Origin of the sequence: Pseudomonas californiensis, assembly GCF_021147775.1 — a bacterium.
Lineage (GTDB): Bacteria > Pseudomonadota > Gammaproteobacteria > Pseudomonadales > Pseudomonadaceae > Aquipseudomonas > Aquipseudomonas californiensis.
Genome location: NZ_JAGTPK010000027.1, coordinates 51195 through 71754, shown reverse-complemented (window position 1 = coordinate 71754; position 20560 = coordinate 51195). Strand labels below are relative to the sequence as shown.

Sequence of the window (20560 nt, the reverse complement as noted above, 5' to 3'; positions counted from 1 at the left end):
TCCCCACTCTTATCGTTGCTGTTAGTCATAAACATAACCGTTTGCCTATCCCTTATCGTAAGGGGGAAACGGTGTCCTGTCTTTCATGGGGCTCGTTCAGCAATCAGGTTGGGATATCTTCCGACAAAGCTTGTATGCACAGTCCTCTAACGTAAAAGCTATTGAACTTTCCAGCTCGTTCCAACTGCTTGCCATGTAACTGATGGCTTTGCCCAAGGCGTTCGGAGCGGTGACCTGTGGCTGCGTCTTTTCGATCCAGCTTTTCAACTGAGCCAGTATCGGCAGGCTATGTTCGTTACGGCCGATCTTGCGTTCAGCGTCGCCGCAAGCCTTTAGGTCGCGTTCGATGCCGTAAAGCTTGTTGATCTGGTTCAGCGCGATATCGGCACGCCCCGTTTTACCTTTGGGCTGCACTTTCTGTGCTTCAACAAACTTGCGTCGAGCATGCGCCCAGCATCCCGGACGCTTAACTCCAGGCTTTGCGCCCAGCGCGTTGTAACCGGCGTAATCATCGGTCATGACATGTTCACGATAACCATCAAACAGGCGCACAGGTACCCAGGCCTGCGAACAAGCCATTGCGCTGGCGCGGCACTCCGGGATACTTCTGATCAGCGACCGCGTCGAGCACATCGAGGTCCGCGATCAAAAAGTCCATATGCGCACTTGCGAAGGTGAAACGCTTTGTTTTGATATCTTTCAACACCGGTCAGGCGGCCATATGTGCTACCGCCGTGCATAACGGTCTGGAAGTGCGCTTGTGGAATCGTGAACGGGATAAAAACATTCCTTCGGATACGGTTTGGGAAGGCTTCCCGGTCTTGCGTTAAATACCCCAGACCGCAAGGCAGGCGCCGGCGCCGGCATGTGAGGATGGGTCAAAGAAGCGTTTCGTCGACCCGACACATCTGCCAGCGCTCGCCGCGTCTGCTCTCACTATCATCCTGGCCTTATCCATTTCCTCTGGGTGCCAAAGTGCAGTTTGATAGTTTGAGCCAGTCCGGAGGGGCGCTGTGCCTTGACTCGCACACCGCTGGAGTCCGCGACTTTTGAACCTGGTTCTGTTTCGTTCAGATGCTCGCCAGGTTCCAGCCCGAAAAATAATGGATACCCGCCGTGGAGGAGATGACGGCCCAAAAGCGAACCGATACATTAACCGTCGGCTGACGCATCGGTACGACGGGGCCAGATCGAACCATTCAACTGCGGATATCCCGGCACTGGGCGAAGAATGGCTTGCGCGGATCAGTTGTCCCTTGCATCAGGATCAAAGCTCTCCAGTCAGAAACTGCGCTCGTCCAAGGCCGAAACTCCAGTCTTCGTCGCTGTTTACAACCATCGAGATCATCACGTCCTGGGGTGAGATGCCGCAATTGATTTCCAGACCCTCTGCAACCAGCGTGTAAAATTTTTGCTTCATGTCAGCCGACCGCGGCCTGCTGATCGCGGTAATCACGACCACATTGTTTGTTCTGGTCAGGCCAAGCCCTGTGTCCTGGATAATCAGCCGTGACGGTTCATGTTCGCTCACAACCTGATACCGGTCTCTTTGAGGAACCTGGAACGCCTCAACCATGGCGTTGTGGACGGTATCCAGTAGGGTCGCCAGAGCTTCGTCCGAGCGGCCTTTGATCAGGTCAATTTTGAGCAGTGGCATATCGATTACCTTTTGAGTAGCGGTGAAGTTTGATGGTCATGCATTTCTAGAATGAGTGTCTGGACAAGCACTGCAGCGGCCAGCTCTCGTGCCAACGGTGCTCCTTGTCCAGCCCATTGAGCGGCAAAGTCATGGCAACCCTTTGCAGCGGCGGCGGCATGCAGTGCTTTGGCTAAATCGTAGGCGAGCGGGTATTCAGCCGGACGAGGTATGTTGCCGTCCAGCGCCTGCATGTAAAAACGGTTGCTGATCCCGCGCGCCGGGCGTCCCGAAATGCAGCGGGTCACGCGCGTCTCATGGGCTTTGGCTGTCTTGAGTGCATCGCGATGCTCTCTTGTCGCTGAAGATTCCGGGCACAGGATAAAAGCCGTACCCAATTGGCAGGCGCTTGCACCGAGCTTCATGGCTGCTTCAATGCCGGCGCCGTCCATGATTCCGCCAGCAGCGATTACCGGCAGAGCCACTGACGAACTGAGGATTCGCAACAGGGCAAAAAGCCCCATCTCATGATCTTGCCCGGGCGTATCGTCGAATACTCCGCGATGGCCCCCCGCCTCAAAGCCTTGGGCGACGATCGCGTCAATACCTGCGCTCTCCAGCTGTCTGGCTTCGAGCAGGCTTGTCGCACATCCCATGGTGAAGATGCCCGCCATCCTGAGCTCAGTAATCCACTCTCTGGACGGCAAGCCGAAGTGAAAGCTGACCACCGCAGGCCGCTCCTCCAGCAGCATTTCCAGCATCGCGCGGTCATCAAGGAAGCTTGTGTAGATCTCCCGCAAGGCGAGTGGCGGTTCGGCTTCAAACTCCAGGAACGTTTTGGACAGGTGTGCTGACCAGGCCTCATTCCTTGCCTGGTCAAATGTTGCGGGCTTGTGGCAGAACATATTGACGTTGAAAGGCTTGCTGGTCAGTGTCCTTGTCTGCCTGATCAGGTCTCGTCCCTGATCGGGTGTGCTGGCCCCCAGGCCGATAGATCCCAACCCGCCGGCATTGGATACCTCTGCAGCCAGCTGGGGAGTAGACACCCCGACCATGGGGGCCTGGATGATGGGGTATTCGATCCCCAGTAGGGATAATAAGCCTGTTCGGGACATGGTTGACTGCCTCAAGTTTCACTAAGCGCTGGGATGCGCAGGGTCAGCGCGGTTGAAAGTAACAGTCCGACGGCTGCTGCAATCAGAGACGATGTAAACGAGCCACTGCGAGCGTAAAGGTGACTTGCCAGCAGAGGGCCGACGATTTGCCCTGCGCCATAAGCGGCTGTCATGACTGCAATGAGATTGAATCTCAGCGTGTGTGAGACACGTTTCGCCGCTGGCATGGCTATCGTGACTGTGCCCATGAACGTACCGCCTACGATCAGCGCGCTGCCGATATACCCTGCTGCATGGGGCAAGATGACGGGCAGTGCTACTCCAAATGCTTGAAGAAGTAGATTGGTACGAAGGGCGAGATGTGTGCCAACCCGCATATGGAACCTGTGCCAGCCATAACACGACGGCGCTGCGCCCAGCCCGAACAATGCCCAGACGTGGACGGGGTTCATAGTGCCCAGACTGTCTTTGATCAGCATTGGAAGATACGTGGCGGTAATGATGTAGCCGAATCCTGCCAAGCCATAGGCGAAGATAAGTGCCCAGGCGCCCAACGGCATGTGATGTCCATGCAGATCGTCATTTGAACGGTGGCTTGTGCTGCAGCAACTATTGTCGAGCTTGAACAGAGCAAGCGCACCCACAACAGCGCTACTCAAACCCAGTGCGAGCCAGAGGCCAGCACTGCCGACTCCCCCGGATTGAGCCGCGGCAAGTATTTCGGCCGACATGAAAATGCCTGACCCGACACCGGCGAAGAGAATGGGAGCACCCTGATGATGACCTTTGTGCTGAAGCAGCCACAGCGACGCAGCTATCATGGATAGGGCACTGAAGAGACCAGCCACCCCTCTGATCGCAATGATCATCCAGAGGGAGTGGAGGAGGGCGATGGCCAGCATGCACAGCACGCTCATCACCATCGAAACAACAACCCAACGATGCGCCTGATGGCTGAGCAACCGAGCTGCAAGCAGCGCCCCTATCAAGTATCCCGCATAGTTTGCAGAGGCGGCCAACGTACCGTCGTGAACGGTTAACAGACCCTCGCTGACCATTACCGGATAAACACCCGTGTAGGCGAATCGACCAAACCCCATCCCTACCGCCATGACAGCCGCTGCAGCGAGGGCAGACCAAAACAGGGAACGACTTCCAGTGTTTGAACCCATCCTAGAATCGGGCGCCATAGTGCACCTCCAAAAAGTGCGCAGTGGACGCCGCAACAGCCGTTTCTGAAAAACGTGTTACCGCTCTGAAGAGGTGTAGAGAGGCAAGGCTGAGCATGGTGGCTCCATCTTTTGACTGACGCAGTCCTTGGAGCAACACCCATGCCAGAAAAAAACAATACTAATCAATGGGTTGAATATTTAAGAGTCATAGTGACTGTGTCTTAATGACTGGTAGTTGTCTTGCTAATTGTCATTTTGACTTGATTCTGGAATGGATTTACGTGAACTGAACGGAGGAATAGCAGGAACAGTCATCAGCGATCAGTCAATGCTTCCCCATATTCCGCTATTAAACCCTCGCCTCATTGCTGGGGGTATTTCGTCCAATGACGCCCACTTTTCACAAAGCGTGTGTGGCGGAAATCTTTCTCACCCGAACTCATTGCGATTATTCACGATGGCGATTTTAGGCCGACTCCAGCGTAGAGCTCACAGCGAAGTGCACCCGATAACTCAAACATTGCGTGCCCCTGGCAGGCTGAAGCCAGCGGGCCATTGGCAGTTTGCTTGAGTCGATTTTCAGCAGACAATGCATGTCTGCATCAACGTCATATGGCTGCCTCAGGAGGTTGTGTGCACACAGACAGGAAGGTGGCAAGGCTCCCGCAGAACGACGCCGGGCGTGACTTCGTCGTGGGAGACATTCACTTCAAGACTGTCGATCTCCACACAGGGCTCAAGGCGCTCGGCTTCGACAGCACCGTAGACCGTGTTATTGCCGTCGGTGATCTGATTGATCGTGGCCCAGGTATGCTTGATGGCCTGAAACTCTTGGGCGAGTCCTGGTTTTTTACCGTCATGGGTAATCACGAGCAGATGCTGACCCAGGCCTACCGGCAAGACCCTCATGTCAGGTACACCGCCCATGGCGCAGGGTGGTGGCTCACCATCGCTGACGAATCAAAAGAAATGATCATTCAGAAGCTGGAAAGTCTTCCAACCGTGATCGAAATCGATTCGCCGCGAGGCGTTGTCGGTGTAGTGCATGCAGACGTCCCGCCAGGTATGTCCTGGCGAACCTTTGTCGATAGCCTGGATAATCCACAGACGGAAGCGATTGCGCTCTGGGGGCGAGGAAGGGTTAAAAACCGTTCTCGAGAGGGTGTATCAGGTATCTGGCGAGTCTGCATTGGACATACGTGGGTACCGGCGCCCTCACGTCTGGGAAATGTACTGGCCTTGGATTGCACAGGGGGTGGCGACGGTCCGCTTGGGATTTACTGCGTGCAGGACGATACGATTTACGTCGAAGGTCGCTCAGTCCTGTCTGGACAGGCGGAAATGCTGGCAGAGAAAATCGCTGAGCTGAAGACAGTTCATGAATGAGGGCTCGAAGGGCTTTATGGATATTGAATTTCGCGGTAGCGGCATGCCCCAGAACCCGTCAGTAGGCACATGTGATGAGTACAGCGTAAGCGGAATCAGGAGCTTTGACGATCTGACCGAGGCCCGCCGCAAGATTGCTGATTTGCATCCGGGGTATACGCCTTTGTTCTCGCTTGATGATCTGGCCCAAGCACGATACACCTCCGGTCATGCGCGCAATAATCTAGGGATGGACGACGCATCGGAACAGGACATAGCCGACTTGCCTCCAGAATGCTTCGAGAATGGTCAATACCTGGGTTATCCGACTACAAAAGCGGAGTTTGCATTCTGCTTTCGCAATTTCGTAAAACTGGTAGGAGCCGTTTCTTTCCAGGATGCTTGCGCGCATGGCTTGACGCTTGATGAGCAGACCCTAAAAGAATGGATGGATTATCAGGAAAATCCTGTTTCACTCTTTGATCAGCCTCTTTCAGCACTTTTGGTGCCCGTTCAGCACTCTTTTCAGGCACTCACTGCTTTTCCAAATGGCTATTTTGCTTCCGACCTTGATCCTGCAAAAAACTTCGCGGTTGCGCGCCACTTCTCAGAAGTGCATGGCTTTGAGCTGATGGGCGTAGGCGCGTCCTACATCGGCTTCATTCGTGCTGAGCCCCCCGATACAGGCGTGGCTAACCTCGTTGCAAGAGACTTTTGTGCGCTTTACAACATGAGCGGTGAAAACCTGTCAGCACGGATTTCTGCGGTCGCACAGGCGATTTACGGTCGAACGCATCTCTGGCTGCGTTATGTGGAATGAGTTACGTGGATAGCATAACCACGACTGATTCGATGCCATCCCATGCTCAACTGTTTCTTCCAGCGCGCGTCAGGACTGTGCAGTCCGGAACCCAGATGACCCTGACAAAGCCACCCAATTGCAGAAAAAATCGCGGACAATTTTCAAGGCTCATCCAGTTGAACTAATCGAGACGGCCACGCCCCTAATGTTCCGCAGCTAGCCTGTAGCTCAGGTCAATCCTGGGTTTCCCTATATCGCGAACGTTTGGTGCCCCATGAAAAGTGAACAAGTAGAAGGTATTGCAGACAAGCTGGCTGGCAAGGCGCAGAGTGCCGTCGGAAGGCTGCTGGGTGATTCGAAGCTGGAAGCAGAAGGTTCGGGTCGCCAGGCTGCCGGTCAACTGACCCAAACCTATGGCGATGCGCTGGATAGCGTATCGACGTTCGTCAAAGAGAAGCCCGTTGCCGCATTTGCAATCGGTGCAGTAGCTCTGCTGGTGCTGAACCGTCTCCTGCGCCGCTGAGTCAGAAGGGCAGCTGGAAATGGCTGCCGTCGCTCGCCCTTGTACTCTCATGGATTGTTCGTCTGAGAGTACGAGGTGCAGCGGCGTCATGGCGCAACAAACCGGTCAGCTTGAGACGTCCACAGCAACGGCTGGTCAGGTCTATCGGCTGCGTCGAGTGCTCAAGGCCCTTGACCATATATCTTCGTGGCAACGGGCGCAGTCTGCCGTTTGTTGTTCGAGAATGTGCTGACTGAAACCGCAGTTCACGCAGCAATACGATGCTGACTCCGGTGCAATCTGGAACTCCGCACGGTGCTCTAATGGCAGTACAGACATCCCGGGGCGCACGTCTTGCGGGTCGTAAAAATAAAGGCTGATATCGCCGTCCGTCTCTATCAGTCCCAGCCTTACCTGCCCCAGGTGTTCAACGCCCTGTTGCCGCAACTCCATCAACAATTCGCTGGATGAGATGTTTAGTTTTCCCAGGGACTTCAGCTCATAAAGACCGTCGTTGATGACGGTGACAGGCAAACCGTCAATGATTGCTTCAAATTTCTTGCTCTTGGTCATGACCCAGACCGTGAGTCGATAGAGCAGTAACAGAGACAGAAAAACGACAGTCACTGGAAGTAACGGGACGTCGTGGTAGAAGGACACGTCCCCGGCTGCGGAACCGAGGGTCAATATGACCACCAGTTCGAACAGCGAAAGTTGCCTGATCCCCCGTCGGCCACTCGACTTCAAGAAGAGGAAAACAGCCAGGAAAGCGAAGGTCGTGCGGAAGGCCACTTCCAGCAAAAACGACAGTGGGAACTCGTCGATCAGCATTCGCTGTAGATCAAAAGGTGACATCGTGACCTCTGTATTTATTGGTAATAGTCGTTGACCCACCAGGTCATTATGGCTCATCACAATACGACGCTTGATGGTCCATTCTTTAGCCTTGTTCTGGCCGAGAAGCGCGGCTCCCAGTTCAGCGCTTTATCAGGCGATGTGCCTGTGCAGAAACCGCAAGAACGATCAAATGCCTGCCCCTTTCGTTTGGTAACGTTGCTCTGACTTCAAGGAGCGTCGTAATGCCAAATATCGAAAGGGCCCTGTGGTACATCGAGGTGGAGCTTGGATCCCCTCTGGATCTTGGACGTGTCGCACGCCATTGCAACATCTCTCCTTTTGCTCTTGCCCGCTTGTTTGCGCTGTCAACGGGTTGGTCGGTCATGCGCTACATCCGGGCGAGGCGGTTGAGCCAGGCTGCACTGACCTTGCGGCATGGAGCACCGGACATTCTGAAAGTTGCGTTGGACGCTGGCTACAGCTCCCATGAAGCCTTTACGCGTGCCTTCTGCGATCAGTTTGGGTTCACTCCCAGGCAGGTTCGTGGGCATGAGGACGAACTTCTCTCGTTGGTGGAGCCTTTACGCATGAAAGAAATGAAGCTGATTACACTCTCGGAACCGCGCTTTGAAACCAGACCCGAGTTTTTAATTGCCGGTAAGGGGAATCGTTTTACCATTGATAAAAACGAAGGCATCGTCAGCTTGTGGCAAGCGTTCGCACCTTACATCGGGCAAGTACCCTTTCAAGTAGGCAGCTGTACCTATGGGCTGTGCTGTCATCCTGCAGAGGATGGCAGCTTTGAGTATATTGCCGGCACCGAGGTCTCCTGCGTCGACGATCTGCCACCCGCTTTCAGGTACTTCAAAGTGCCGCAGCAAAACTATGCTGTGTTCCGGCACCTGGGCCATATCTCGAAAATTCATCAGACGTTTTTTACCCTCTTCAATCACTGGCTGCCTGGATCCGGTTACGAGCTTGCCGACGCCCCTGAGTTCGAGCAATACAGTTCCGATTTCGAACCGGCCCAAGGTAAAGGGTATGTGGATGTATGGATTCCGCTTGCGAGTAACCGGGCATCATAACCATGTGATCGATACCCGTTACCGCAGGAGTTGGAGGCGCTGACCGTGGCTTGAGCTTGAATCGAGGCGTTTCGTTATCCTCTGTTCTGCACGCTTCAGCTCTCCAGGACACAAGGCTGGACTACCAGGGACTTCAACTACCTGACCGATAGAGCAGAAAGTAAAACTGATGCTCTAGGATTATCGGCAAGCTTCTGACTCGCGATCAAAACATGTTTGGCGACAGCGTATCGGCTACTGGCGCGCCAGCAGCCGAATGAACGTCCTGGTCACAATCAGGACTCAGTTCGCCTTGGGCTTGAACAGGTGCGAAACGTCTATTTTTTCGGCCATCGCCTGATAGCCGGCTCTATTGGGATGCAATCTGTCGCCGGGCCCACCTGTTGTGCTGTCCGCTACGTATTCCTTCTTCATGCCGCCTGTTGCAGGGTCAAGTGTCGCCGCATCGAAATCCACTACATCATCGAAAAGGCCCGAAGTACGGATGAAATGATTCAACTCTTCCCGCTTTGAGTTCTGCTCGGCGTGACCGTGTGCAGCACTGGTACTTCCGAGGGCTGTCGTAAGGGTTGCTCCAATGATTCTGACATCCGGAAGCTGAGACCTTGTTCGGCCAACAACATCCTTCATTCCCTGCTTCACCGCGTCGACGGAAGCATTGGCGTTCTTGCTGAAATCATTGATTCCTTCCATCCAGATAATGCTGGTGACGCCGGATACGCCTATCAAATCTCTTTCAACGCGCATTTGCGCAGAAGGCCCACCAGGGAACGGCGTCTGTGCCGAATAGCTGCTTGGGCCAACAACCTGGTTGCCGCCAATGCCTGCGTTGACAACCGATACCTTGTTTCCATAAACAGCATGTAGTTTTCTCGACAGGACGTCTGGCCAGCGATCATCGCCATTTAACGTTGTACCGGTTCCGTCAGTGATTGAATCTCCAAAGGCAACCACTACTTTGGTGTCTTCTGGCGCCATCATGTCCACCGCATCCAGAAAGTAAGTGGAAGTCGTGCTGAAAGGGAAAGCCTCCTCGGCCTCGGATCGGCCGACAGAGCCTGCTCCGGGCCGGCTTATATAAGAGGTATTGAGTGCTTTGGCGTGCCATGTCATCGGCCCGCTCTGACCATTGATATGAAAACTCACCGCCAGCCTGCGCCCGACAAGTAATGAGGCGTCTTTGTCCTGCACAAAGGGCAGTGCCACAGGATCACTCCAGGCTGACGCTCCTGCCGGAATATCAACGCTCGACTTTCCGGAGAAGGAAACCGGCTGATTGGTGCCCTGCAACACGGCTGAGCTACCTTGCTGCAACCCCGCGTAAACACCATCAAACGTGACAGGCCGGGTGCCCAGCACATTGGACAGACGTATCCGCACGTGCGTCCCCCAAATGTCCGGTCGCACCATCAAGCGAAAGGTCTGATCCTGCGCACCTTGCTCAGGCACCGGGAAAGCGAGGCTCAGGTCTGGCTGCGCGGAGGGGTTACCTATTGGGTAAGGCCCTTGAACTGCGCCCATCCAGGCAGCGACCCACCTCTCACCGGTTTGAGCCTGGGACGCTGTCGGAGTCAATGCAGAGATCAGAATCATTGACAGGCACGCGAGCCTTTTTCTCACTGTGATTTCCTCATTCTTGTTTTATGTTCGGGCCCGCGCCGAGCGCTGGTTGACGCTTGGGCGAGATGAAGTGAGTCATCAGAAGACTATATCGACCCACCCTGATTCGCCAACTGGCAACGAAGGGCGTATTGCCAATTGACGGGGCGTACTCTGTATTTGACGGACGCTTGCCTTCAAGACCACCAAGTGTCGCCGCTGACAGGGATTTGATACAGGTGACGAGTCAGCGCGGCCCCGGATCGGTTGGTTGAACGCTTCACCGGCAATCCTGTGCGCAGCAATGATTGGCTCCTCGGGCGAAGACTTGATGCGTATGGAGTCTCACAGGATATGCCCGCCACAATCTGACTATCGAACATTAATATTCTTTCTATTAGAGATCTGCGCGAAGAAGGCTAATCTGGCAGAGCGCCGGCGAAAGCCGTGCGGTTTTACCCTGATGAAGAGACAAGAATGAGCTCGCGCTTGCGTTGCACGTTGTGAGCCAGCCTCTTGGCAATCTGGTCAACGCCAAGCAACGTGTCTGCGGATCCGGCCTGATCGTTGATTGAGCGGCTGGTATGAATCCTGAGCTGTTGAGTTCCGTCACTACCGTCTGAAGTCCCCCGAGTGGACTGGATGGCCGCATGCAATGAAAAAAGGTGTATCAAGCATGTCAACTGAATCGAAGTGCCCCTTCAACCACGCTGCTGGCGGCGGCACCACTAATCGTGATTGGTGGCCCAAGCAGCTGAATCTGAAGATTCTGCATCAGCATTCCGCACTCTCCGACCCGATGGGCGAGAGTTTCGACTACGCCAAGGAATTCAAGAGCCTTGATTTTGACGCGGTCAAACAGGACCTGCGCGATGTCATGACTCAGTCCCAGGACTGGTGGCCAGCAGACTTCGGCCATTATGGCCCGCTGTTCATTCGTATGGCCTGGCACAGCGCCGGTACCTATCGTACGGGTGACGGTCGTGGCGGCGCGGGTGCTGGTCAGCAACGCTTTGCGCCACTCAACAGCTGGCCTGACAACGTCAGTCTGGACAAGGCACGCCGTCTGATCTGGCCAGTCAAGCAGAAATATGGCCGCAAGATTTCCTGGGCTGACCTGATCGTACTGACCGGCAACGTCGCACTGGAATCGATGGGCTTCAAGACATTTGGTTTCTCGGGCGGTCGCCCGGATGTCTGGGAACCGGAAGAAGACGTGTATTGGGGTTCCGAGACCACCTGGCTGGGTGGCGAGGAGCGCTACGGCGCGCAGAAGAAAATGCAGCAACCGGGCGACGGCACATTGGTGGCCGAGCCTGAGAATCATGCCAACGAGGAAAGCCGCACCGACAAGGGCGAGCGCAATCTGGAAAACCCGCTCGCCGCCGTACAAATGGGTTTGATTTACGTCAACCCTGAAGGGCCGGAAGGTGTTCCTGATCCGGTGGCTTCGGCAAAGGATATCCGCGAAACCTTCGGTCGCATGGCGATGAATGATGAAGAGACCGTGGCGCTGATCGCCGGTGGTCACGCCTTCGGCAAGACGCACGGTGCAGGTCCCGCCGACAACGTCGGGCCTGAGCCTGAAGCAGCAGGCCTTGAGTCGCAAGGGCTTGGCTGGAGCAACACATTCGGCACCGGCAAGGGTGGCGACACCATCACCAGTGGTCTGGAAGTGACCTGGACGTCGACGCCGACCCGATGGAGCAACGAGTACCTCGAAAACCTTTTTGGTTTCGAATGGGAGCTGACCAAGAGCCCGGCAGGCGCGCATCAGTGGACGCCGAAGAACGGCGCAGGCGCTGGCAGGATTCCGGACGCTCATGACTCAAGCAAGCGTCATGCGCCCAGCATGCTCACCTCGGATCTGGCACTGCGCTTCGACCCGGCTTACGAGCAGATCTCCCGCCGCTTCCTGGCCAACCCGGATCAATTGGCTGACGCGTTCGCTCGCGCCTGGTTCAAGCTGACTCACCGTGACATGGGCCCGCTTGCCCGCTACCTCGGTCCGGAAACACCGACCGAAGAGCTGTTGTGGCAAGACCCGATTCCGAACGTTGATCACGCGCTGGTCGACGACCAGGACGTGGCCGCGCTCAAGGGTAAAATTCTTGCTTCTGGGCTTTCGGTCCCGCAACTGGTATCGACGGCATGGGCAGCAGCCTCGACCTTCCGTGGTTCGGACAAGCGCGGCGGTGCCAATGGCGGGCGTCTGCGCCTGGCTCCGCAGAAGGACTGGGCTGTCAATCAGCCGGAGCAATTGGCAGGTGTACTGAAGACCCTTGAGGGTATTCAGACCGGGTTCAACGCAGCTCAGTCGAGCGGCAAGAAAGTGTCACTCGCCGATCTGATCGTCCTGGCTGGTAACGCGGGTGTTGAACAGGCTGCAAAAAATGCAGGCCAGCACGTGACGGTTCCGTTCACACCGGGCCGCGCAGATGCTTCCCAGGAGCAGACAGACGTTGAGTCGTTCAGCTTCCTGGAGCCGATTGCCGATGGTTTCCGCAACTATCAGAAGGGCCATTACAAGGTCTCGGCTGAATCGTTGCTGGTCGACAAGGCGCAACTGCTGACCCTGACTGCACCGGAGATGACTGTATTGCTGGGCGGCCTGCGGGTCTTGAACATCAACGTTGGCCAGAGCAAGCATGGCGTGTTCACTGAACAGCCCGGAACCCTGACCAACGACTTCTTCAAGAACCTGCTGGACATGAACGTCGAGTGGAAAGCGACCTCGGGTGCCAACGACACCTTCGAGGCACGCGATCGCAAGACCGGCGCAGTCAAGTGGACCGGCACCCGTGTCGATCTGGTCTTCGGTTCACACGCTCAACTGCGTGCGATTTCCGAGGTCTACGGCAGCGCGGACGCACAGGCGAAGTTTGTTAACGACTTCGTGGCGGTCTGGACCAAAGTGATGAACCTGGATCGTTTCGATCTGAATTGATGTTTAGTGGTAAGTCCCAGAAACGCCTCCATTTGTGGAGGCGTTTTTTTTTGGCCGGTATTACTCGAAAACGCTGGCAAGCTTTTTCGAAAGGCTCGAAACGGGATCGGTGGCCAACTCCGTCGATCCTGCTCATGACGGCGCTTGTAACCGAACACGGTATCAATGAGAGCGAATCAATGCTCAGCGTGCAGTCAGGGCTGAGTAGCTGTTCATGAGGTTGCGGTAGTTGGGAATGCGTTGGGACAGCAGATTGCCCAGGCCTTCAATGTCGTTGCGCCAGTCACGTTGCAACTCACAGGCTACCGAGAACCAGTTCATCATTTGCGCGCCGGCCTGGGTCATACGGTTCCAGGCAGCCTGTTGAACAGCGGTATTGAAAGTGCCGGAGGAGTCGGTCACTACGAAGACATCAAACCCTTCCGCCAGTGCTGACAGTGTCGGGAACGCAACGCAAACGTCTGTTACCACGCCGGCAATGATCAACTGCTTGCGGCCAGTGGCCTTGATCGCTTTGACGAAGTCTTCGTTGTCCCACGCGTTGATCTGACCTGGTCGGGCGATATAAGGCGCATCCGGGAACATCTCTTTGAGTTCAGGTACAAGCGGACCATTGGGGCCTTGTTCAAAACTGGTGGTCAGGATGGTCGGCAGATCAAAAAACTTTGCCACATCTGCCAAGGCAAGAACGTTGTTTTTGAACTCGTTAGGGCTGAAGTCTTGCACGAGTGAAATCAAGCCTGTCTGGTGGTCGACCAGCAGAACCACGGCGTCGTCTTTGTTCAGGCGGTTGTAGGTTGCGTTTGTCATTATGGAATCCCTTTTCTATGTGGTGAGTGGCTGTCGTTCAACATGGGCTCAGATTAATGTTGAGTTGCCGACTGAAAAAGGGCTTGAAAAGGGTTTGACTGTCCACCAGAGCGTGACAATGACTCTCAAGGGTTCTGTTACCAGAGGAAGCTCGCTGGGGGTGGGTACTGCAAGATGGCGATTTCTGACTGCACCAATCGGGATATCTGATGAAAGCCGCCTTGTCGGGAGCAGTCGCCCCGATTTACCCGCTGTGCTTTTCGATGAGGCAGATGGTCCTGGTCGACGCCGAGCGCGCCGATGATGTGTCGATCATTAATCTTCCGATTCAATGGGCTTGGCTTTCGCAACGTGTGAGTGTCTGGCGTTGAACCTCGCAAGCGTGATGTTCGGGTGCTCACCGAAGCGTTGAATATAATATTTGCAAAACAGCTGAAAGTTCGTAAAGCCACAGGAATAGGCTATTTCCTTGGGCGTCAACGAGCTGTGCGGGTCGCCCAGTTTGTCCAGGGCCAACGTCAGCCTTTGCTCACGCAGGAAGGCGATGGGCGTAGTCTGTTTAAAACGTTTGAACCCCATCTGAAGGGACCGTACGCTCAGGCCTGCATGTGTCGCAACCTGACAGACAGTCAGATGAGGGTCGACACTTGCGGCCATGTAGTCAGCGGCAACATTGATCGAGTGGGAGGTCGGTGTCAGTTTGCTCTCGGACCTGACCAGTACTTGAGTGTAATTGCTCGGAAAGTTATACAGCAAGAAACCGATCAGCGACTCCTTGAGGCTCTCGGTCACTCTTTTAATGTCGGCTGACGATCGTGTAGAAACCTCTAGAATCGTTTCTGCCAGCCTTTGAATGATCTGAATTTGCCACGCTTCGCCTCTGTTCTTGTGGAAGTACACCCTTGTCTTGGGAGGCTCGCCCAGCACGACCGCAAGGTAGCGAACCAGGTCAATGTTGGCGATATAAAGGGTTGTATATTTCACATTGGAGGCGTAGGTGGATTCCAGTACTTCTCGTTGATCAATCAGTGCTACTGTACCAAGTGCGATCTTGTGGCGCCCCCTGTTCGTGCGCCATTCTACACTTTCAGCGTGCGGGATCGTGATCAGAAATCCATCTATTTCGTTAGATGATGTATACCCCCATCCTGACAAACTGAACGACAGGCTTACAAACGAGCTACCGATGACACAAATCTGCTTTTGATAGTCGAAGTTTCCATTTTCTCCTGTTCTCAAGGCGATGAAGCTATCGTGGGCGATAAAGTGCTCTGACGCGACGTCGATGTCGGTAATATGAAGTTTGGCTGAGCGGTAAATTTCCATTTCGCCTCCCTGATTAACCTTGAAAGCTTCGCAAAACGCTGTAAGCGGACACGCAGGATTGACTTTACCACCCACCCCATAAATACGCCTTAAGAAAAAGCGCAAGAATAAATTAAAACGCAGGTTTTTCTCGCCTCCAGACTAAGGGAAACGATCAGCACCTCGGCGATCTGGCACATTAGAAGCCATGGCAGCCAAGACAGGCTAACGACCTGTCAGATGATGGCGGCGCAAGCCAGGGCAGGCCTGATGGGTAATGCTTCTTAACGCAGTGTTGGGTTCATCAGAGAGGACGTTGTTTTACAGTCCTCCAGCCTGGAAAGAGCAGACCGTCGGTCCCCTGGTTGTTTTTCATGAATTTCTTCGAGGCTTTTACGATGTTCAATAATGATCTTAAACGTGAACTGGCGGCCAGGATAGCCGACATTGTTGAACTGAAGGGAGGTCTTGGCGCGCTTGACAGGTCCATGGCAATTGTAGAGTTTGATGTCAATGCCAAAGTGCTTAGAGCCAATGACAATTTTTTACGAATAATGGATTATCGTATTGAGGAAGCGGTGAAACTTGGTCATCAGGATTTTTGCACGGAGGGCGAGATCAATAGCCGAGCGTACGAAAACTTTTGGAAAGAGTTAAGGTCCGGGCGGTGTGCATCGGGAACATTCAAGCGCCTGGATAAAAAGGGTCAGCCGGTCTGGCTTGAAGCCAGTTACTGTCCTGTATTGGACAGTCAGTCCCGCGTCACCAGAATTGTGAAGTATGCATTGAACGTGACTGACAAGGTTACGCGTGAAGCAGAAACAGGCGCGAAGCTCCAGGCCCTTGATAAAGCGCTTGCCGTCATAGAATTCGATCTGCAGGGCAACATCATTATTGCAAATGAGAATTTTCTCAAAACGGTCGGTTACAGTCAGGCGGAATTGAAGGGCAAACATCACCGTCTCTTTTGTGAGCCTGGGCTGGTCGCAAGCAATGATTACAAGGATTTCTGGCGTCGACTCAACGAAGGACAGGCGTTCAGTGATCAGTTCAAGCGGATAGGGAAGAACGGACGCGTTATCTGGCTCGAAGCCAGTTACAACCCTGTTTACGATGCGGAAGGAAGGCTGAGCAAGATAATAAAATTTGCCAGTGATATCACGGAGCGTGTAGAGAAGTTCGAAAGCGACTCACTGGGGGCTTCTCGTGCTTACCATATTTCGGCTGAAACAGAAAAGCTGGCGGAGCAGGGCGCCAGTGTTATCCGTGACACCGCGACTGAGATGAAGTCAATTGCCGACAGTATTCAGGCCTCTGCGCAACTTGTGGCACAGCTGGGAGACCGCTCGGAACAGATAACGACCATCGTCAACACGATCAGGGGGATTGCGGAGCAGACTAACCTGCTCGCGTTGAATGCTGCGATTGAAGCCGCTCGTGCTGGCGACCAAGGCCGCGGATTTGCAGTAGTTGCGGACGAAGTCAGGCAACTGGCTGGGCGTACCAGTCGCTCCACGGCTGAAATCGCTGACATGATCGGCAAAATTCTGTCCGAAACCCGCAACGCAGTCGTCAGCATGAATTCCACACGTGAGGGTGCGCAGCGAGGTGTGGATTTGGCTGACCAGGCAGGGCAGGTCATTGTTCAGATTCGCAGCGGAACCAGCAATGCGGTCGAGGCTGTCAGTGTGTTTGCGTCCAGGCTGGATAAGTCAGCCGTTACGGCTTGACCTTCAAGAAACCGGGCAGGCAGGCGATCACAGTCTGATTGCCTGCCTGCCCGTTTTCACCCATCAAGGGCCTGTCCAGGGCCTGTTAAGTCAAGGGTTCGAGCGCCTGTCGCACGAGGTACCCACGTAGAATTGACAACCGCGCCTGGCAAAACCCAGGCCGGTCTGTTCCAGCAGTGCCCTGATGACAATGGTGCCAGGTTCCGGTGCCGGGACATCTCCCGGTGCGTTCTGGAAGCTGCCGTTGGCGATAAGGCTTGCAGCAACGACTGCCACTCCTTTCATGGTTTTCTTCTTCCGAGCCTGCGCACGCGCGTGGCGCAGCGGACAGCCACCTGTTTCGCAAAACCGTTCGACTTTTGATCGAAGAGCATGTTGGTCATCCCACAGCGGAAAGCGTTGAACCAGAATCCATATTGCCCGTCTTAACTTTGCTTTGAGTGTGAATGGCTCTAGAGCTGGAATGGCGATAGCATTACATCCATTTGGCTTAGACAGCCTTATTTTCAAGTCAGGGTTACATTGTGGAAAAGCTAAAACGCCTTCAAAGCGGAATCGAAGGACTGGACGCTCTGTTGAAGGGCGGCCTGGTTGCGGGTGCCTCATACATTATTCAAGGCCGTCCAGGGTCCGGTAAAACCATTCTTGCCAACCAACTTGGCTTCCATCATGCGAGCCATGGAGGTCGGGTACTGGTCGCTACGCTACTGGCTGAATCCCACGACCGTCTTTTTCAGTTTCTTTCCACAATGACCTTCTTCGACTCGTCACGAGTCGGCGCAGAAATCCAGTTTGTCAGCGCATTCGATACCCTGGAAAACGAGGGTCTGGGTGAAGTTGTCAAGTTGCTCAGGCGCGAGATCAGCCGGCAGAAGGCCACGGTGATGGTAGTCGACGGCTTGCTCAATGCCCGCTCCAAGGCAGACTCTCCGATCGACACCAAGAAATTCATCTCTGAGCTGCAGGGCCATGCAGCGTTCGCTGGCTGCACGGTTCTGTTTCTCACCAGTTCGCGGCTTGACGATGGCAGTCCCGAACACACGATGGTCGATGGCGTGATCGAAATGGGAGAGGAGCTGTTTGGCTCTCGTTCGGTCAGGCGTATCCAGTTGCGTAAAACCCGAGGCAGCGGTGCACTGACTGGCCTTCACGAGTGCGAAATCACCGACAACGGTCTGGTTGTCTATCCGCGCATCGAAAGTCTTTACAGTCGCCCATCGTCATGTGACAGCGCGAACATGACCCGTATCGCCAGTGGCATCGATTCGCTGGATGGTCTGCTGGGTGGCGGTCTCTACGGCTCAAGCGTGACGTTGGTCATGGGGCCATCAGGCATTGGCAAGACCACCCTGGGGCTCAAGTTTCTCAGCGAATCGACCGTTGACGCCCCTGGGCTGCATTTCGGCTTTTATGAAAGCCCGCAGCGCCTTCGCCTGAAAGGGCAGTCTCTGGGCATCGATATTGAGCGCATGGAGGCAAGCGGGGCGTTGAACATTGTCTGGCAGCCAACCACCGAGGGCTTGTTGGATGGCCTGGGCGCCAGGCTGTTGAACATCGTCGAGGAGAAGGGCATCAAGCGGCTTTTCATCGACAGCCTGAGTGGTATGACTCGGGTTTCGACAAATCCTGCGCGGGTGACTGATTTTTACAGCGCGTTGATGAACGAGTTGCGCGCCAGAGGCGTGACGGTTTTTGCGTCCTGGGAGATGCACGATGTATTTGGCACGCAACTCAATTCGCCCAATTCGGACCTCTCCAGCATCGTCGATAATTTGATGCTTATGCGTTTCGTCGAGAATCACGCTGAACTAAGCAGGACACTTTCCATTCTTAAGGTACGAGACAGTTCCTATGACCCCTCGCGATTCGAGGTGGTTATACGTGACCACGATGTTTTCCTGAAAAAGGCTTCAAGAAATGAACCGTCAGTATCCACTGGGTCATCGTCCGGTTCACTCTCCTAAGTCTTTGTGCGGGTTGAATTGACATGACCACCATCCTGGTCGTCGACGACGAATACTTGATCGCTGACATCCTGAGCTACGCGCTCGAGGACGAGGGGTTCATGGTCGTGAAGGCAAGCAATGGTCGCAAAGGGCTCGAAGTACTCGACAGAGAGCGGCCGGCTCTGATCATCACCGACTTCATGATGCCGGTCATGGACGGGCTTGAGTTCGCCAAGGCTGTGCGAGCGCTGCCTTCCATCAGTCATTTGCCGATCATCCTGATGAGCGGCGCGCAAGCGCACATCGGCATGCAGCGGTCTGATCTGTTTGATGTCGTGCTGGCAAAGCCGTTCGACATAGCATTGATCGTTGCCGAAGTCCGCAAGCTGCTCGGACAATTCTGACCAGCGAGAGAGTGTTTTTCCAGGACCCTCCACTCAGTCGAAAGGGCCTTTTCCAGGCCCTTCTTCCTGCGCCTTGAACACTGGGTCAACCACAGAAAACATCACGACATGTGCCGACAACTCCTGTCCTTCTGGCTCAAGCCCGTCTGATTTGTACCGTTGCGTATGACGCGGTCAGGCGCAGCCCCGGCTGCGACGACTCACGGACGACGATTGCCAGAGGGCTGTTTGCCTGGTGCAACGCTGCAGTTGTCATCGCCGCAGCGACGACTTCCGTCAGGATGGGGTAACCACGAAAGGTGAGGGCGCCAGCGGCAAAAAAGCCGGTAAGCGATATTTAGGGCAGGCCTCAGCACGCGCCATGACAGCGGTGCCGCCCACACACCCAGACCGGCTGCTCTCCAGCTCCAGAGTGTCGCGTCAAGCCCGGTAACCCAGGTTCCATCGCTGAATCTGGCATGCAGCGAGGACTGCATGTGCTCAAAACTCAGACCCAGTGATGTGGCGTCAAACCCTTCGTCACTGATGTCGATAAAAAGCAGCCGACTCGGCGCAGCCCGCGAGCGCAGGAGCTTGATTTCCCGGGCACAGAGTGGGCACTCACCGTCAAAATAAAGGGTCAGTGGCCACTGCTCTTTCTTGTACATGTTTTATGACCTGTATAGGTTTTGAACACCATAGGCGCAAAAAAGCAGCCTGACAATGGGCCGTCATCCCGGATCATCCATTTTCTGGACTGGTCTGTAGTGGTCTGATAAAACCGGACATAATCCGCAGTCATGAGCTTGTCTGAAGAAGCAGTCGCGCACGCCGATGCGTTTTTCGCAGATTTGCAAAACATGCGCTGAACGCATTCAGGAGCACTGGAACCAGGAGTACACGAATGGACGCACTTGCCACTGCACTAAAAAGCACTATCGAAGCAGCGGATCGTGCAATCACGGCGCAAGACTACGATGCACTGATGGATTTTTACGCTGAAGACGCAACCCTTGTGGTCAAGCCGGGCCTGAACGTCACAGGCAAGGAAAATATTCGTCGGGCGTTTGTGGCGATCGCCGAGCACTTCAATCACAGCATGGTCGTCACGCAGGGCAGGATGCAGGTGATACCTGGCGGTGACGTCGCTTTGGTGGTCATGGAAACCTTGCTTCAGGTGACCAGCGCGGCAGGTGTAAAAACCGACATTGAGCGTCGAGCGACTTATGTCTTTCGGCAATTGTCAGAGCGGTGGCTATGCGTTGTGGATAACTCATACGGCACAACGCTGCTCGATCATGTGGAAGAGCTTGAATAGCGTTCTTG

At 54.7% G+C, this 20560-nt stretch carries 18 protein-coding genes and 2 pseudogenes; 10 read left to right on the top strand and 10 right to left on the bottom strand.

The window, feature by feature from the left end; translation table 11 throughout:
• Positions 1-168 precede the first annotated feature (168 nt).
• The 4 genes and pseudogenes from KDX37_RS21770 to KDX37_RS21755 form a co-directional block, all read right to left on the bottom strand.
• Positions 169-558: pseudogene (locus tag KDX37_RS21770) on the bottom strand (IS66 family transposase); the annotation flags it as partial.
• 709 nt (positions 559-1267) lie between these two features.
• The gene (locus KDX37_RS21765) at positions 1268-1657 is read right to left on the bottom strand and encodes a tautomerase family protein (RefSeq protein WP_231655086.1); all 390 of its coding nucleotides are present in this window, start codon (positions 1655-1657) and stop codon (positions 1268-1270) included.
• A gap of 5 nt (positions 1658-1662) precedes the next feature.
• Entirely contained in the window at positions 1663-2751 is a 1089-nt protein-coding gene (locus tag KDX37_RS21760) for an NAD(P)H-dependent flavin oxidoreductase (RefSeq protein ID WP_231655085.1), read from the bottom strand.
• A gap of 11 nt (positions 2752-2762) precedes the next feature.
• Entirely contained in the window at positions 2763-3863 is a 1101-nt protein-coding gene (locus KDX37_RS21755; RefSeq protein ID WP_231655084.1) for a YbfB/YjiJ family MFS transporter, read from the bottom strand.
• A 693-nt stretch (positions 3864-4556) separates the two neighbouring features.
• On the opposite strand from KDX37_RS21755, the gene KDX37_RS21750 reads away from it, so the two are divergent.
• From KDX37_RS21750 to KDX37_RS21740, 3 genes are all read left to right on the top strand, one after another.
• The gene (locus tag KDX37_RS21750) at positions 4557-5309 is read left to right on the top strand and encodes a metallophosphoesterase (RefSeq protein ID WP_231655083.1); all 753 of its coding nucleotides are present in this window, start codon (positions 4557-4559) and stop codon (positions 5307-5309) included.
• Between the two features lie 43 nt (positions 5310-5352).
• On the top strand, positions 5353-6108 hold the full coding sequence (locus KDX37_RS21745) for a DUF4253 domain-containing protein (RefSeq protein ID WP_231655094.1): 756 nt from the start codon (positions 5353-5355) through the stop codon (positions 6106-6108).
• Positions 6109-6364: 256 nt separating this feature from the next.
• The gene (locus KDX37_RS21740; protein ID WP_231655082.1) at positions 6365-6613 is read left to right on the top strand and encodes a CsbD family protein; all 249 of its coding nucleotides are present in this window, start codon (positions 6365-6367) and stop codon (positions 6611-6613) included.
• Positions 6614-6754: 141 nt separating this feature from the next.
• On the opposite strand, the gene KDX37_RS21735 is transcribed toward KDX37_RS21740, so the two are convergent.
• A complete protein-coding gene (locus KDX37_RS21735; protein ID WP_231655093.1) occupies positions 6755-7447 on the bottom strand; it encodes a DUF421 domain-containing protein in 693 nt (230 codons plus the stop codon).
• Between the two features lie 224 nt (positions 7448-7671).
• Between KDX37_RS21735 and KDX37_RS21730 the strand changes: the two genes are divergently transcribed.
• A complete protein-coding gene (locus KDX37_RS21730; RefSeq protein WP_231655081.1) occupies positions 7672-8514 on the top strand; it encodes an AraC family transcriptional regulator in 843 nt (280 codons plus the stop codon).
• 282 nt (positions 8515-8796) lie between these two features.
• Here KDX37_RS21730 and KDX37_RS21725 read toward each other — a convergent pair whose 3' ends face one another.
• Positions 8797-10107, bottom strand: coding sequence for a GDSL-type esterase/lipase family protein (locus KDX37_RS21725; protein ID WP_231655080.1), 1311 nt, complete (start codon positions 10105-10107; stop codon positions 8797-8799).
• Between the two features lie 682 nt (positions 10108-10789).
• Between KDX37_RS21725 and katG the strand changes: the two genes are divergently transcribed.
• Complete coding sequence (katG, locus tag KDX37_RS21720) at positions 10790-13060, top strand: catalase/peroxidase HPI (protein ID WP_231655079.1); 2271 nt, start codon at positions 10790-10792, stop codon at positions 13058-13060.
• 183 nt (positions 13061-13243) lie between these two features.
• Here katG and ycaC read toward each other — a convergent pair whose 3' ends face one another.
• Both ycaC and KDX37_RS21710 read right to left on the bottom strand, forming a co-directional pair.
• A complete protein-coding gene (ycaC, locus tag KDX37_RS21715) occupies positions 13244-13870 on the bottom strand; it encodes an isochorismate family cysteine hydrolase YcaC (RefSeq protein ID WP_231655078.1) in 627 nt (208 codons plus the stop codon).
• 315 nt (positions 13871-14185) lie between these two features.
• The gene (locus KDX37_RS21710; protein ID WP_231655077.1) at positions 14186-15196 is read right to left on the bottom strand and encodes a helix-turn-helix transcriptional regulator; all 1011 of its coding nucleotides are present in this window, start codon (positions 15194-15196) and stop codon (positions 14186-14188) included.
• Between the two features lie 353 nt (positions 15197-15549).
• Between KDX37_RS21710 and KDX37_RS29830 the strand changes: the two are divergent.
• Both KDX37_RS29830 and KDX37_RS29825 read left to right on the top strand, forming a co-directional pair.
• Positions 15550-16338: pseudogene (locus tag KDX37_RS29830) on the top strand (PAS domain-containing protein); the annotation flags it as partial.
• Entirely contained in the window at positions 16312-16905 is a 594-nt protein-coding gene (locus KDX37_RS29825) for a methyl-accepting chemotaxis protein (protein WP_406646047.1), read from the top strand. The pseudogene KDX37_RS29830 and the gene KDX37_RS29825, both read left to right, overlap by 27 nt.
• A gap of 90 nt (positions 16906-16995) precedes the next feature.
• Here KDX37_RS29825 and KDX37_RS21700 read toward each other — a convergent pair whose 3' ends face one another.
• Positions 16996-17190, bottom strand: coding sequence for a hypothetical protein (locus tag KDX37_RS21700; protein WP_231655076.1), 195 nt, complete (start codon positions 17188-17190; stop codon positions 16996-16998).
• A gap of 239 nt (positions 17191-17429) precedes the next feature.
• Between KDX37_RS21700 and KDX37_RS21695 the strand changes: the two genes are divergently transcribed.
• Together KDX37_RS21695 and KDX37_RS21690 are read left to right on the top strand one after the other, a co-directional pair.
• On the top strand, positions 17430-18869 hold the full coding sequence (locus KDX37_RS21695; protein WP_231655075.1) for an ATPase domain-containing protein: 1440 nt from the start codon (positions 17430-17432) through the stop codon (positions 18867-18869).
• Between the two features lie 23 nt (positions 18870-18892).
• A complete protein-coding gene (locus KDX37_RS21690; RefSeq protein ID WP_231655074.1) occupies positions 18893-19255 on the top strand; it encodes a response regulator in 363 nt (120 codons plus the stop codon).
• Positions 19256-19455: 200 nt separating this feature from the next.
• On the opposite strand, the gene KDX37_RS21685 is transcribed toward KDX37_RS21690, so the two are convergent.
• Positions 19456-19902 carry a thiol-disulfide oxidoreductase DCC family protein gene (locus tag KDX37_RS21685; protein WP_231655073.1) on the bottom strand — a complete coding sequence of 149 codons (447 nt, stop codon included), beginning with the start codon at positions 19900-19902 and terminating at the stop codon, positions 19456-19458.
• Between the two features lie 236 nt (positions 19903-20138).
• Here KDX37_RS21685 and KDX37_RS21680 point away from each other — a divergent pair, with 236 nt between their 5' ends.
• Complete coding sequence (locus KDX37_RS21680; protein WP_231655072.1) at positions 20139-20552, top strand: YybH family protein; 414 nt, start codon at positions 20139-20141, stop codon at positions 20550-20552.
• Positions 20553-20560: the final 8 nt, after the last annotated feature.

Excerpts from the sequence above, each read along its gene's own strand:
- katG (WP_231655079.1), top strand. The coding sequence starts at position 10,790 with ATGTCAACTGAATCGAAGTGCCCCTTCAACCACGCTGCTGGCGGCGGC.
- KDX37_RS21690 (WP_231655074.1), top strand. The coding sequence starts at position 18,893 with ATGACCACCATCCTGGTCGTCGACGACGAATACTTGATCGCTGACATC.
- KDX37_RS21730 (WP_231655081.1), top strand. The coding sequence starts at position 7,672 with ATGCCAAATATCGAAAGGGCCCTGTGGTACATCGAGGTGGAGCTTGGA.
- KDX37_RS21685 (WP_231655073.1), bottom strand. The coding sequence starts at position 19,902 with ATGTACAAGAAAGAGCAGTGGCCACTGACCCTTTATTTTGACGGTGAG.
- KDX37_RS21765 (WP_231655086.1), bottom strand. The coding sequence starts at position 1,657 with ATGCCACTGCTCAAAATTGACCTGATCAAAGGCCGCTCGGACGAAGCT.
- KDX37_RS21755 (WP_231655084.1), bottom strand. The coding sequence starts at position 3,863 with ATGGCGGTAGGGATGGGGTTTGGTCGATTCGCCTACACGGGTGTTTAT.
- KDX37_RS21735 (WP_231655093.1), bottom strand. The coding sequence starts at position 7,447 with ATGTCACCTTTTGATCTACAGCGAATGCTGATCGACGAGTTCCCACTG.
- KDX37_RS21710 (WP_231655077.1), bottom strand. The coding sequence starts at position 15,196 with ATGGAAATTTACCGCTCAGCCAAACTTCATATTACCGACATCGACGTC.
- KDX37_RS21700 (WP_231655076.1), bottom strand. The coding sequence starts at position 17,190 with ATGAAAGGAGTGGCAGTCGTTGCTGCAAGCCTTATCGCCAACGGCAGC.
- KDX37_RS21745 (WP_231655094.1), top strand. The coding sequence starts at position 5,353 with ATGCCCCAGAACCCGTCAGTAGGCACATGTGATGAGTACAGCGTAAGC.
- ycaC (WP_231655078.1), bottom strand. The coding sequence starts at position 13,870 with ATGACAAACGCAACCTACAACCGCCTGAACAAAGACGACGCCGTGGTT.
- KDX37_RS21725 (WP_231655080.1), bottom strand. The coding sequence starts at position 10,107 with ATGATTCTGATCTCTGCATTGACTCCGACAGCGTCCCAGGCTCAAACC.
- KDX37_RS21760 (WP_231655085.1), bottom strand. The coding sequence starts at position 2,751 with ATGTCCCGAACAGGCTTATTATCCCTACTGGGGATCGAATACCCCATC.
- KDX37_RS21740 (WP_231655082.1), top strand. The coding sequence starts at position 6,365 with ATGAAAAGTGAACAAGTAGAAGGTATTGCAGACAAGCTGGCTGGCAAG.
- KDX37_RS21680 (WP_231655072.1), top strand. The coding sequence starts at position 20,139 with ATGGACGCACTTGCCACTGCACTAAAAAGCACTATCGAAGCAGCGGAT.